At 55.1% G+C, this 11866-nt stretch carries 13 protein-coding genes; 7 read left to right on the plus strand and 6 right to left on the minus strand.

The window, feature by feature from the left end:
• The first annotated feature begins 33 nt into the window (after positions 1-33).
• Positions 34-1356: a cytosine deaminase gene (locus IAE27_RS17350; protein ID WP_115239151.1), complete on the plus strand. Its 1323-nt coding sequence runs from the start codon at positions 34-36 to the stop codon at positions 1354-1356.
• On the opposite strand, the gene tsgA is transcribed toward IAE27_RS17350, so the two are convergent.
• Positions 1353-2537, minus strand: a complete 1185-nt coding sequence (gene tsgA, locus IAE27_RS17355; protein ID WP_023329052.1) for an MFS transporter TsgA — start codon at positions 2535-2537, stop codon at positions 1353-1355. The two genes, IAE27_RS17350 and tsgA, sit on opposite strands and share 4 nt — an antisense overlap.
• 277 nt (positions 2538-2814) lie before the next feature.
• On the opposite strand from tsgA, the gene ppiA reads away from it, so the two are divergent.
• From ppiA to argD, 5 genes are all read left to right on the plus strand, one after another.
• Positions 2815-3384, plus strand: coding sequence for a peptidylprolyl isomerase A (ppiA, locus tag IAE27_RS17360; RefSeq protein ID WP_004854889.1), 570 nt, complete (start codon positions 2815-2817; stop codon positions 3382-3384).
• Positions 3385-3491: 107 nt separating this feature from the next.
• Positions 3492-3659, plus strand: a complete 168-nt coding sequence (locus tag IAE27_RS17365; RefSeq protein ID WP_004106412.1) for a YhfG family protein — start codon at positions 3492-3494, stop codon at positions 3657-3659.
• A complete protein-coding gene (locus tag IAE27_RS17370) occupies positions 3649-4251 on the plus strand; it encodes a putative adenosine monophosphate-protein transferase Fic (protein WP_004106410.1) in 603 nt (200 codons plus the stop codon). Before IAE27_RS17365 ends, IAE27_RS17370 begins: the two co-directional genes overlap by 11 nt.
• Positions 4252-4282: 31 nt before the next feature.
• The gene (pabA, locus tag IAE27_RS17375; protein ID WP_070555763.1) at positions 4283-4846 is read left to right on the plus strand and encodes an aminodeoxychorismate synthase component 2; all 564 of its coding nucleotides are present in this window, start codon (positions 4283-4285) and stop codon (positions 4844-4846) included.
• 90 nt (positions 4847-4936) lie between these two features.
• Positions 4937-6157 carry a bifunctional acetylornithine/succinyldiaminopimelate transaminase gene (gene argD / locus IAE27_RS17380; RefSeq protein WP_023329051.1) on the plus strand — a complete coding sequence of 407 codons (1221 nt, stop codon included), beginning with the start codon at positions 4937-4939 and terminating at the stop codon, positions 6155-6157.
• Here argD and IAE27_RS17385 read toward each other — a convergent pair.
• Together IAE27_RS17385 and crp are read right to left on the minus strand one after the other, a co-directional pair.
• Positions 6147-8225 carry a YccS/YhfK family putative transporter gene (locus tag IAE27_RS17385; protein WP_070555762.1) on the minus strand — a complete coding sequence of 693 codons (2079 nt, stop codon included), beginning with the start codon at positions 8223-8225 and terminating at the stop codon, positions 6147-6149. The genes argD and IAE27_RS17385 overlap by 11 nt on opposite strands.
• A gap of 51 nt (positions 8226-8276) precedes the next feature.
• A complete protein-coding gene (gene crp / locus IAE27_RS17390; RefSeq protein WP_000242758.1) occupies positions 8277-8909 on the minus strand; it encodes a cAMP-activated global transcriptional regulator CRP in 633 nt (210 codons plus the stop codon).
• Between the two features lie 304 nt (positions 8910-9213).
• Here crp and IAE27_RS17395 point away from each other — a divergent pair, with 304 nt between their 5' ends.
• Positions 9214-9618: an OsmC family protein gene (locus IAE27_RS17395; protein WP_154022756.1), complete on the plus strand. Its 405-nt coding sequence runs from the start codon at positions 9214-9216 to the stop codon at positions 9616-9618.
• Positions 9619-9664: 46 nt separating this feature from the next.
• On the opposite strand, the gene IAE27_RS17400 is transcribed toward IAE27_RS17395, so the two are convergent.
• Genes IAE27_RS17400 through IAE27_RS17410 form a run of 3 tightly spaced genes read right to left on the minus strand, consistent with a single transcriptional unit; the run spans position 9665 to position 11783 of the window.
• Positions 9665-10534: a phosphoribulokinase gene (locus IAE27_RS17400; protein WP_004106399.1), complete on the minus strand. Its 870-nt coding sequence runs from the start codon at positions 10532-10534 to the stop codon at positions 9665-9667.
• A gap of 35 nt (positions 10535-10569) precedes the next feature.
• The gene (locus IAE27_RS17405) at positions 10570-10788 is read right to left on the minus strand and encodes a YheU family protein (RefSeq protein ID WP_004106398.1); all 219 of its coding nucleotides are present in this window, start codon (positions 10786-10788) and stop codon (positions 10570-10572) included.
• Positions 10785-11783: a hydrolase gene (locus tag IAE27_RS17410; RefSeq protein ID WP_160886763.1), complete on the minus strand. Its 999-nt coding sequence runs from the start codon at positions 11781-11783 to the stop codon at positions 10785-10787. The genes IAE27_RS17405 and IAE27_RS17410 overlap by 4 nt, the downstream gene beginning before the upstream one ends.
• Positions 11784-11866: the final 83 nt, after the last annotated feature.

Consider the following 11866-nt stretch of genomic DNA (forward strand, 5'->3'; position numbering starts at 1 on the left):
AAAATTTCAGCAACAATTACGGGAGTCATCGATATGACAGCAGCGCCGCTTTGGTTAATTGAGAACGTTCGTCTGCCCGATCGCGAAGGGTTATGGCAGATAGCGATAGACAAGGGGCGCTTCGGGGATATCACCCCTATGGGGGAGGCGCGCAAAGAGAATTTTGAAGTGCTGAATGCGCGCGGCGGGCTGGCCATCCCCCCTTTTATTGAACCGCATATTCACCTCGATACGACCCAGACCGCCGGCGAGCCGAACTGGAATCAGTCCGGTACCCTGTTTGAAGGGATTGAGCGATGGGCGGAGCGTAAGGCGCTTTTGAGCCATGAAGACGTGAAAGCCCGCGCCTGGAAGACGTTGAAATGGCAAATTGCCAACGGTATTCAGTTTGTGCGCACCCACGTCGACGTTTCCGATCCGACGCTGACCGCGCTCAAAGCCATGCTGGAGGTGAAGCAGGAAGTCGCGCCGTGGGTAGATTTGCAGATTGTCGCCTTCCCACAAGAGGGGATTTTATCCTATCCCAATGGTGAGGCTCTGCTGGAAGAAGCCCTGCGGCTGGGCGCTGATGTGGTGGGCGCCATCCCGCATTTTGAATTCACTCGCGAATATGGCGTGGAGTCCCTGCACATCGCTTTTCGTCTGGCGAAAAAGTATCAGCGGCCTTTAGATATCCACTGTGATGAAATCGATGATGAACAGTCGCGATTCCTTGAGACCGTGGCGGCCCTGGCGTTAAAAGAGGGGATTGGGCCGAGAGTGACCGCCAGCCATACCACCGCGATGCACTCCTACAATGGCGCTTATACATCACGTCTTTTTCGTTTGCTGAAACTGTCCGGCATTAACTTCGTGGCTAACCCGCTGGTCAATATTCACCTTCAGGGACGGTTTGACGACTATCCGAAACGCCGCGGCATCACGCGCGTGAAGGAGCTGATGGCGGCGGGCATTAACGTCTGCTTTGGCCATGACGATGTCTTTGATCCCTGGTATCCGCTGGGAACCGGCAACATGCTGCAGGTGCTGCACATGGGGCTGCACGTTTGTCAGATGATGGGCTATCAGCAGATTAACGATGGACTCAAGCTGGTGACGGAAAATAGCGCGCGAACGTTTGGCCTGAGCGATTACGGTATTGCGACGGGGAACACGGCGAATCTGGTGATTCTCCCTGCGGAAAACGGGTTTGAGGCTGTGCGTTGTCAGGTTCCGGTTCGTTGGTCAATTCGCCAGGGGAGAGTTATCGCTACCACGCAGCTGGCGCAAACCTGGGTACAGATGGATCGGGGCGGGGAGGAGCTGTTCTTTACCCGAAACAGCCCCTTTGCCGGAACAAAGGGGCCTGAGGCTTAGTGCGATTCCGCTGCCGCGTTGTTCTGGCGGTGGCGGGAGACGAAGCCGAGGATCAGACACATCACAAAGACCACGGCATAGAGGCCGTTAGCGGTATGCAGCGCTGCCAGCGGTCCGCTGGCGGCAACGATAGGGCCGGTAACGACGAAAGTCAGCATGGTACCCACGGTGCCGCAGGTCAGAATGAAGTTCACCAGCTTCGGCGACGACACTTTAGTTTGCAGTGACCCCAGGGTGATGATCGACGTATAGATGGCGCTGGAGAAGAAGCCGAGGGTGAGAATAAACCACGGCATATGCTCCGGCGAACCGTTAATAAACAGATACATCAGCACCGTCGCCACGCCCGCCAGCACGGTCAGAATACGCTGCAGGTCAAAGAAGCGCAGGATGAAGCTGAATGACCACATGCCGATCATGTACGACATCCAGAAATCGCTTACCAGCTTACCCGCATCGCCAAGGCTCATGCCCAGGCCTTTGGCGTATTCCGGTACCCAGGAGATGAAACCCAACTGGCCGAGGATGTAGCACAGGGCGGCGATGGAGAGAAACAGCACGCCGATACCCCATTTTTCTTTCACGACCGGCTGGCTATCCTGCAAGGCTTTTTTGCCCAGGACCGGGAATTCACAGCCGAAGGTCAGAATGAAAATAGCGACGTAGACCAGGCCGATGCAGGCATAAACCCAGTACCATTCGATGCTGCGCGCCAGCAGATAGGCGGCCAGCATCGGGAAGATCATCCCCGCCATGCTGAAGAAGGAGTCGGTGAACAGCAGCCGCGCGCCGCGCTGACGACCTTCGTACATATGGGTAATCAAGAAGGTACCAATCGACATGGTGATCCCGCTGACCAGCCCAAGCACGAACATCGAGGCGGAAAACAGCGCCAGGCTATGGCTGAACATCAAACCGGCGACGGCCAGAACCATCAGGATAAAGCCAAAGCGCAGTTGCGTTTTCAGCGGAACAATTTCCATCAGCCAGGCGTTCAGGAAGATAGAGATCAGGATACCGGCATTAAGAAAGGTAAAGGTGTTGCTCATGCTGGAGACGGGCAGATGAAAATAATCTGCGATGTTTCCCATCACCATCCCGGTGACAATCACCAACGCGCCGGTCAGGGCGTAGGAGAAGAAGCTGATCCATGTGAGCTTGATACGATTGCTGTTAGTCATGACAGGCCTGTGAATAGAAATGTAAAGCGCGTTGACTCTGCGCCGGGCGGACAGATTTTATGCGTTAGCGTGATTCAAGCAAACGTTTATTCTGAAATTTATAGTTTTTTGCAATTGTTAGTGTGACTTGTATCACATTTAATTATTTGGCGGAGCGCCTGGCCCATCGTTACAAGTGTTTCAGCTAAGTAAAATTAGGTAAAAGGCTAGCCCAGGATGCAAAGGCTCTTTAGAATCAAAGCACTCGGTTTTTATTCTGCTCCGTTAAGGAATTTCCATGCTCAAATCAACTCTCGCGGCGGTGGCTGCCGTTTTCGCCATTTCAGCATTTTCCCCGGCCATGGCGGCAAAGGGGGATCCTCATGTGTTGCTGACCACGTCTGCGGGCAATATTGAGCTTGAGCTGAATAGCCAGAAAGCGCCCATCTCGGTTGATAACTTCCTCAAGTACGTGAACAGCGGTTTTTATAACAACACCACTTTTCACCGTGTGATCCCGGGCTTTATGGTGCAGGGCGGCGGCTTTAACGAACAGATGCAGCAGAAACAGCCTAATCCGCCGATTAAAAATGAAGCCGACAACGGTCTGCGCAACACGCGCGGCACCATCGCCATGGCGCGTACTGCCGATCAGGACAGCGCCACCAGCCAGTTCTTTATCAATATTGCGGATAACGCCTTCCTCGATCATGGCCAGCGTGATTTCGGCTATGCGGTGTTTGGTAAAGTAGTCAAAGGCATGGACGTCGCGGATAAAATTTCTCAGGTGCCGACTCACAACGTTGGGCCGTATCAAAATGTTCCGTCCAAACCTATCGTTATTCTTTCCGCAAAAGTACTGCCGTAATCTTAATTGCGCGGGTAACGCTCACCCGCGCATTCCCCGCTTCCCTGCGAAATCGCTTTTTGCCGCTTATACTTGTGGCTACTGCGGACATGTCAGGGAGGTGTTAAATGAAAAAGCTCACCGAAAAACAGAAATCCCGACTCTGGGAGGATCGACGCAACGTGAATTTTCAGGCCAGCCGGCGGCTGGAGGGCGTCGATATTCCGCTAATCAACCTTACTCCCGAAGAAGCCCTGGCGCGTATTGCGGCGTTAAGGAGCCACTATGAGCGATAAATTTGGTGAGGGCCGGGATCCTTATCTTTACTCCGGTCTGCAGGTCATGCGTAACCGCTTAGGTATCCGCCAGGCACAGCGCCTTGAGCAGGCGGCGTGGGAGCTGACCGCGCTACGCGCGGCAACCATCGAACTCGGGCCACTGGTGCGCGGCTTGCCTCATCTCTGCGCGATTCATCGCCAGCTCTATCAGGATATTTTCGACTGGGCGGGACAACTGCGTGAAGTGGATATCTATCAGGGCGACACCCGTTTCTGTCATTTCGCCTATATCGAAAAAGAGGGGAACACGCTCTTTCAGGCCCTGGAAGAGGAAGGCTATCTGGTGGGGCTTGCTCAGGATAAATTCATTGAACGTCTCGCTCATTACTACTGCGAAATTAACGTCCTGCATCCTTTCCGAATCGGCAACGGCCTGGCGCAACGCATTTTCTTTGAACAACTGGCTATTCATGCTGGCTATACGCTGGACTGGCGTGATATTGCCGTCGATGTATGGAACCAGGCCAACCAGAGTGGCGCAATGGGCGACCTTTCTCCACTGCAGACGATATTTCGTAAAGTGGTAAGCGAAGCTGCGGAAACTGAGTAGAATAGCGCGGTTCTTTGTTCCCGGAGCCGCTATGATCCTGCTTATCGATAACTACGATTCTTTTACCTGGAATCTGTACCAGTATTTCTGCGAACTTGGGGCAGAAGTGCAGGTCAGGCGTAATGACGAGCTGACGTTAGCGGAAATTGTTGCGCTGGCGCCCGCGAAAATCGTTATTTCGCCGGGGCCCTGCACGCCGAATGAGTCCGGGATTTCGCTGGCGGTTATTCGCCACTTCTCCGGCAAGACGCCAATCTTAGGCGTTTGCCTGGGCCACCAGGCGATAGCCCAGGTTTTCGGCGCCGCGATCGTGCGGGCGGCCAAAGTCATGCACGGGAAAACGTCCCCCATTAGCCATCGTGGCCAGGGGGTATTTTGTGGCCTCAATAATCCGCTAACCGTGACCCGCTACCACTCCCTGCTGATTGACCCGCTAACGCTGCCTGAATGCTTTGAGGTGACCGCCCGCAGCGAGGAGGGTGAGATCATGGGCATTCGCCACCGCGAATTCGACCTTGAGGGCGTGCAATTTCATCCGGAGAGCATTCTCAGCGAACAGGGCCACCAGCTGCTGGCAAACTTCCTCAATCGGTGATTTGTAGTTGCCATGGGTTGATTTTTTATGCATATTTTGTGATTAGATTATCATAATCACTATCGCATAACGAAGAGGGATGGGCACGACATGGCAACTGAACAACCGGCGATCACCCGCGCGACATTCGATGAGGTTATTTTGCCAATTTATGCACCGGCGGAATTTATTCCGGTGAAGGGCAAAGGAAGCCGGGTATGGGATCAGCAGGGGAAAGAGTACGTTGATTTCGCCGGGGGTATTGCCGTGACTGCGCTCGGACATTGCCATCCGGCGCTGGTGGCGGCACTCCATGAACAGGGTGAAAAGCTGTGGCATACCAGCAACGTTTTTACCAACGAACCGGCCCTGCGCCTGGGGCGTAAGCTGGTTGATGCGACGTTCGCCGATCGCGTCGTGTTTATGAACTCCGGAACCGAAGCCAACGAAACGGCTTTTAAGCTGGCGCGCCACTATACCGTCACTCGCCATAGTCCGTACAAAACCAAAATTATCGCCTTCCATAACGCATTCCACGGTCGATCGCTGTTTACCGTCTCCGTCGGCGGGCAGCCGAAATATTCCGATGGCTTTGGGCCTAAACCGGCCGATATCGTTCACGTGCCGTTTAACGATTTACACGCGGTGAAAGCCGTGATGGACGATCATACCTGCGCGGTGGTGGTCGAGCCGATTCAGGGAGAAGGCGGCGTGACCGCAGCGACGCCGGAATTTCTGCAAGGCTTGCGCGATCTGTGCGACCAGCATCAGGCTTTGCTGGTCTTTGATGAAGTTCAGTGCGGTATGGGGCGCACGGGCTCGCTGTTTGCTTATATGCACTATGGCGTAACGCCGGATATTCTGACCAGCGCTAAGGCGCTGGGCGGCGGTTTCCCTATCAGCGCGATGCTGACCACCCATGACATCGCCAGCGCGTTCCACGCCGGTTCTCATGGTTCGACCTACGGCGGTAACCCCCTGGCCTGCGCGGTGGGCGGAGCGGCGTTCGATCTGATTAACACACCGGAAGTGCTGGACGGCGTCACCGCGAAGCGCGAGCTGTTTGTTGAGCACCTTCAGCAAATTGACGCGCGGTTCGATCTGTTCAGCGATATCCGCGGCATGGGGCTGCTTATCGGCGCCGAGCTTAAGCCGCAGTATCACGGGAAAGCGCGCGATTTCCTCTACGCCGCCGCAGAGGCTGGCGTCATGGTGCTCAATGCCGGACCGGACGTGATGCGCTTTGTACCGTCGCTGGTGATTGATGATAGCGATATTGCTGAAGGCATGACGCGCTTTGCCAAGGCTGTTGAGCGGGTGCTCAGCGCTTAGTGGCGCGCAGCCAGATGCCATGATGCGGACGCTGACGCCATGCCACCGATGAAATCGTGTGCATGGTGTTCAGATGCCCGAGGATGCGCTGCAGATGCTGCTCCATTGTACTGAGCGGGCCGCGAGGAACCTCCGCATCCTGCGCCTCCATGATATTCACATCCCCTGCGCTGCCCGGCCCATCGGAATCCAGCCGCTGCTGGCAGCGCTGGAGCGCAATCTCGCAGGACTCCAGATAACGTTGCGCCAGATCTGGCGTGAGCATATTGTGCTCGCGCGCCAGGGTGGTCATGGCGTTGATATGCTCGACAATAAACTGGCTGTGGGTAACCCACAGCTTCATATCTTCCAGATAGTGCGAGTTAAAACCGGGTTCCTGCATTGCCTGATTCAGCGAGTTAAACAGCGCGTTATGCGCCTGGTTGACGCGCATTCGCTGATAGGCCAGCGCCGGGGCCTGATGGTCGTCGCTGAGGATCAGCCTGATAGCATCCTGATCGGCTTCCAGCGCATCGTGGGCATTTTTGCGCAGCAGGCCGCTTTGCCATTGCGGCCATAGCCAGACCATACCCCCGAAGGCGATCAGGCAGCCAATCAGCGTATCAATTAGCCTGGCAACGATAAACTGTTCGCCGTTCAGGGTGAGTAGCTGCAGGGTATACACTGCCGTTACCGTAAATCCGACCATCGCCCAGCCGTAGTTCTTGCGGATAATCAGATAGCTTAACAGCGTGATAAAGAGCATCGCGGTCAGCGTATAGCCTTCAGGGACGTGAAAGTGCAGCGTCAGTCCGGCAATGACCAGCCCGGCAATGGTTCCTGCAGCCCGGTGGACGATGCGTACTCGGGTGGCGCCGTAGCCGTTTTGCGTCACGAACAGAACCGTCATCAGGATCCAGTAGGGTTTTGGCAGGTTCAGCGCGCTGCCCATCAGGCTGGCGACGCTCAGCATCACGCTGATACGCGCCGCATTTCGTAAGGCCGGCGACTTAAGCGACAGATAGTTTTTCAGGGCAGGCAGCAGCGGCAGGCGACGGGTTTTATCCGCCATCAGGTTACGCGCGTACAGCGGCCGCTGGGTGCGCAGAACCCGGGCAATACGGCTGAAATGCCAGGCGCAAAACTGCCCGACCGGGTTATCGGGATGCTGCCAGGCGATTTTTTCCAGCGCACCGATCTGTTTATCCATCTGAAAGCGCTGAGGATAACGATGGTAAAGGAGATCGTCCGCCAGCACCCGCAGGCGGGCGGCAACGGTTTGCGCGTTCCAGCGAATCACCGCTTCCGCATGGCTGCGCTCCACCAGTTTTTGCACCTCTTCCGGCTGATGAAGGCTGACGGAAATATGCTCCTGCAGGTCCAGTCCAACCTGGAATGCGCGCAGCAGGCGTTTATGATCGCTGCGCTGGTTGGCCGCCAACATATGCATCTGCTGATAGCACTGGGTTATCAGATCTACCACCTTTTGCTGTCGATTAAGCAGCGGCGGCAACGATGTTGAGGGGTCCGTATGCTGGGTAAGCAGACTGTATTTGGCCTCGCAATAATTGGCCAGCTCGCGATACAGCAGACTTAAGGATTCGCGCAGCGGCTGTTCGCGCCAAAGCCAGAACCAGATCCAGTTAAAAATGCCATACCATAACGTCCCGAGCGCGTAGATCAGCAGCGGCTCCCAAATCGGCATGTTGCCCGCGAGACTGAGCGTAAATATAGCCGCGATAAGCGAGGCGGGCAGCAGCCTTGCGTGCAGCGAGCTGATTTCGGCAGTGACGCCGAGGATGAGCGCCAGACCCGTGAGGATCAGCGGCAAAGGTATTTCTCGCTGCAGAAGGAGTTGAACGATAAGGCTACTGCCGGCAAACAGGCAGCCGCCGATAATCAGGCGTTTAAAGAAACGCTTATGCGGTGTATCCAGCCCGGCAACGTTGCAGCAGGCGGGAACAAGAGAAAACAGCAGCCCCTGCTGTAGATGACCGAACAGAAGCCCTATCGCAACCGGCAGACACAACACCAGCGTTTGCCGCAGTGCATAGTTGACTTCCGGGTGGTAAATCAGCCTGCGCCACATGAGGGGAAAACAAAAACGGCGTATTGTCAGGCAATACGCCGTTTTACCGACTTAACGGGTACCGTAGACGACGATAGTTTTACCGTGTGCCGAGATCAGGTTTTGATCTTCCAGCATTTTCAGGATGCGGCCAACGGTTTCGCGAGAGCATCCGACAATCTGACCGATTTCCTGGCGGGTAATTTTAATTTGCATACCGTCCGGGTGGGTCATCGCATCCGGCTGTTTTGCCAGGTTCAGCAGCGTCTGGGCGATACGACCAGTCACGTCGAGGAAAGCGAGGTTGCCCACTTTTTCCGACGTAACCTGCAGACGGCGCGCCATCTGCGAAGAGAGACGCATCAGGATATCCGGGTTAACCTGGATCAGCTGACGGAATTTTTTGTAGGAGATTTCGGCCACTTCACATGCGGTTTTCGCACGTACCCAGGCGCTACGCTCCTGACCTTCTTCAAACAGGCCTAATTCACCGATGAAATCGCCCTGGTTGAGGTAAGAGAGGATCATCTCTTTACCTTCTTCATCCTTGATGAGTACAGCCACGGAGCCCTTAACGATGTAGTACAACGTTTCTGCTTTTTCACCCTGGTGGATCAGCGTGCTCTTTGATGGGTACTTATGAATGTGGCAATGAGACAAGAACCATTCAAGGGTAGGGTCTGTTTGCGGTTTGCCAAGCACCATGCGCGGTTATCCTCTGTTATAAGCTATCTCCGGGTGCCGACACTACACGGCATCCGGGCATGCAATCGTATTGAATCCCTATACCTGGGAATCCGGCTGAAAGTGTTCTGCAGCCTGTAATGTGAACTCCTCTGCATACATGCAGTACATCAATGTATTACTGTAGCATCCAGACTGTTTTAGCATAGCTTTCGCCGCATGTCTCCTGGTGTCTCGCTTCAGCATGACCCAGGTCGCCTTCCGTTGCGAGAATTGTTATCTACGCGTAATCTGTCAGGAAAATTACAGCCCTGGAGTTAAATTTATGCAAGCGCGAGTGAAGTGGGTTGAAGGGTTAACCTTCATCGGTGAGTCGGCTTCTGGCCACCAGATTCTGATGGACGGTAATTCCGGGGATAAAGCGCCCAGCCCGATGGAAATGGTGCTGATGGCGGCAGGCGGGTGCAGCGCGATTGACGTGGTTTCCATTTTGCAGAAGGGGCGTCATAACGTCACCAACTGCGAAGTTAAGCTGACCTCGGAGCGTCGCGAAGAGGCGCCGCGTCTGTTTACCCATATCAATCTGCACTTTATCGTGACCGGTAAGGAGTTGAAAGACGCGGCCGTTTCCCGCGCCGTTGACCTGTCGTCGGAAAAGTACTGCTCGGTGGCGCTGATGCTTGAGAAGGCGGTAAACATTACTCACTCTTATGAAGTGATCGAAGGATAAACGGAACCGACCCCGGTAGGTTATGTTGCCGCCGGGGCGATCGCAGCTAGCTTATTTTCTTGCCTTCCATCAGCCGTTCAACCAGCGGCGCCATAATCAGCTCCATCGCCAGCCCCATTTTTCCGCCCGGTACCACCAGCGTGTTCATATGTGAGATAAACGAACCCTGAAGCATCGCCAGAAGCCACGGAAAATCGATATTTTTCAGGTTGCGGAAATGAATCACCACGAAGCTTTCATCCAGGGAAGGGATGGCTTTGGCCGCAAAGGGATTGGACGTATCCACCGTGGGGACGCGCTGGAAGTTGAGATGGGTGCGCGAAAACTGCGGGGTGATAAAGTTGATGTAGTCCTCCATCGAGCGGACCACCGAGTCCATCACCGCCTCCCGAGAGTGGCCGCGTTCGCTGGTGTCGCGGATAAGCTTCTGGATCCACTCAAGATTGACGATGGGCACCACGCCGACCAGAAGGTCGACATGGTTTGCGACGTTGTGCTGCGGCGTCACGACGCCGCCGTGCAGGCCTTCGTAAAAGAGGACGTCAGTCGGCTCGGGCAGCGGCTGCCAGGGCGTGAAGGTCCCCGGAACCTGGTTCCACGGCACGGCTTCGTCATAGGTATGCAAATACTTGCGCGACTGGCCTTTGCCGCTTAGCCCATACTCAGAAAACGTCTGTTCCAGCAGGCCAAAGTCGTTGGCCTCTGGGCCGAAGTAGCTGATATGTTTGCCCTGATCCCGCGCTTTGCGGATCGCCATGTCCATTTCCGGGCGGGTGTAGCGGTGAAAGCTATCCCCTTCGACTTCAGCGGCATGCAGATTCAGCTGGGCGAAGATTTTGCGGAAAGCGAGGCTGGTGGTTGTGGTACCCGCGCCGCTGGAGCCCGTGACGGCAATCACCGGATGTTTGGCAGACATAACAACTCCCTGGATAAACGATAGTGTGTGCCGCCTTAGCCGTGAAACTGCTTGCGGGGCATGATGTTGACCGTCTCGTGCAGCTCTGACCATACCAGCACGGCCTCTCCGCTTTTTAGCTGCTGTTTTACATCAGAGACTTTATCAACCAGCGAACGTTCATGTTCACCATAATCGGTGCCTTCGCGCAAGACAAAACTTTCGATCAGGCTATCCAGCGTTTCGGGAGCGAGCTCTTGCCAGGGTATGATCATAATTTTCCTCCTAACCAGCGGGTTAGCCAATCCGGAATACGTCTTTCAAGCCACATCTCTGGCTTACGCAAGGTACCGCCGACGAACCCAACGTGCCCGCCGTGCTCCGTCAGCTGATACTCGACATTCGCCGGCAATTGTTCCTGCGGCGGTATCGAGTGATGGTCCATAAAAGGGTCGTCTTTTGCGTGAATAATCAGCGTGGGCTTCGTGATATCGCTTAAGCGCGGCATGGCGCTGCACTGGCGATAATAGTCCAGCGCATCGGCAAAACCGTGGATCCTCGCGGTGATGCTGTCGTCAAATTCGCGGATACGGCGCATGCTTTTTAGCTGACGTAAATCGACGGGCAGAGAGCCAGGATAGGCTTTTAGCTTACGTGCGGCGTTGGCTTTTAGCAGATTAAGCAAATAGCGCTGATAAACCCGTGAGAAACCTTTATCCATATGATAGCTACAGGCTTCCAGCATAAACGGAGCCGAGACGATTACCGCGGCATCGACCGGAATGTCGTCGCCTTCTTTTGCCAGCAGGCAGCCCAGCATATTGCCCCCGAGCGAATAACCTACCGCTGCGGTCGGTGCCGAACCGTATTCGCGCTGGAGCCAGCGCAGAAACCAGGAGCCGTCTTCCGTTTCGCCCGAATGGTAGATGCGGTTATTTCGGTTGGGTTCGCCGCTACAGCCGCGAAAATGCATCACCACGCCCAGCCAGCCGCGCTGCATTGCCGCATGGATAAGTCCGTGTGCGTAAGGGCTGTGCAGGCTGCCCTCCAGACCATGAAATACCACTAGTCTGGGTTTATGGCGTGCCTGAGAAGGATCTTCACTCCAGGCCAGATCGACAAAGTCGCCATCCGGCAGTTCAAGACGCTGCCAGTGGGGAGTGAAACGGAGTTTGCGACGGATTAGCCGCGGCAACATGGTTTGCAAATGACGATTGCCTACGCCGCGCATCGGATGAAACTGCTGCGAGTCGTTTTCCGGGGGCGTCATTTCTGTAGGAGTGATATCAACCATAGCACCAGAGCAATTAATAATCTTTATCCCTACTATACCGCGCATGAAGTACGCAGGTT

Origin of the sequence: Klebsiella sp. S69, assembly GCF_016516145.1 — a bacterium.
Taxonomy (GTDB): domain Bacteria; phylum Pseudomonadota; class Gammaproteobacteria; order Enterobacterales; family Enterobacteriaceae; genus Klebsiella; species Klebsiella oxytoca.

Excerpts from the sequence above, each read along its gene's own strand:
- ppiA (WP_004854889.1), top strand. The coding sequence starts at position 2,815 with ATGCTCAAATCAACTCTCGCGGCGGTGGCTGCCGTTTTCGCCATTTCA.
- pabA (WP_070555763.1), top strand. The coding sequence starts at position 4,283 with ATGATCCTGCTTATCGATAACTACGATTCTTTTACCTGGAATCTGTAC.
- IAE27_RS17405 (WP_004106398.1), bottom strand. The coding sequence starts at position 10,788 with ATGATCATACCCTGGCAAGAGCTCGCTCCCGAAACGCTGGATAGCCTG.
- crp (WP_000242758.1), bottom strand. The coding sequence starts at position 8,909 with ATGGTGCTTGGCAAACCGCAAACAGACCCTACCCTTGAATGGTTCTTG.
- IAE27_RS17410 (WP_160886763.1), bottom strand. The coding sequence starts at position 11,783 with ATGACGCCCCCGGAAAACGACTCGCAGCAGTTTCATCCGATGCGCGGC.
- IAE27_RS17370 (WP_004106410.1), top strand. The coding sequence starts at position 3,649 with ATGAGCGATAAATTTGGTGAGGGCCGGGATCCTTATCTTTACTCCGGT.
- argD (WP_023329051.1), top strand. The coding sequence starts at position 4,937 with ATGGCAACTGAACAACCGGCGATCACCCGCGCGACATTCGATGAGGTT.
- tsgA (WP_023329052.1), bottom strand. The coding sequence starts at position 2,537 with ATGACTAACAGCAATCGTATCAAGCTCACATGGATCAGCTTCTTCTCC.
- IAE27_RS17395 (WP_154022756.1), top strand. The coding sequence starts at position 9,214 with ATGCAAGCGCGAGTGAAGTGGGTTGAAGGGTTAACCTTCATCGGTGAG.
- IAE27_RS17350 (WP_115239151.1), top strand. The coding sequence starts at position 34 with ATGACAGCAGCGCCGCTTTGGTTAATTGAGAACGTTCGTCTGCCCGAT.
- IAE27_RS17385 (WP_070555762.1), bottom strand. The coding sequence starts at position 8,225 with ATGTGGCGCAGGCTGATTTACCACCCGGAAGTCAACTATGCACTGCGG.
- IAE27_RS17365 (WP_004106412.1), top strand. The coding sequence starts at position 3,492 with ATGAAAAAGCTCACCGAAAAACAGAAATCCCGACTCTGGGAGGATCGA.
- IAE27_RS17400 (WP_004106399.1), bottom strand. The coding sequence starts at position 10,534 with ATGTCTGCCAAACATCCGGTGATTGCCGTCACGGGCTCCAGCGGCGCG.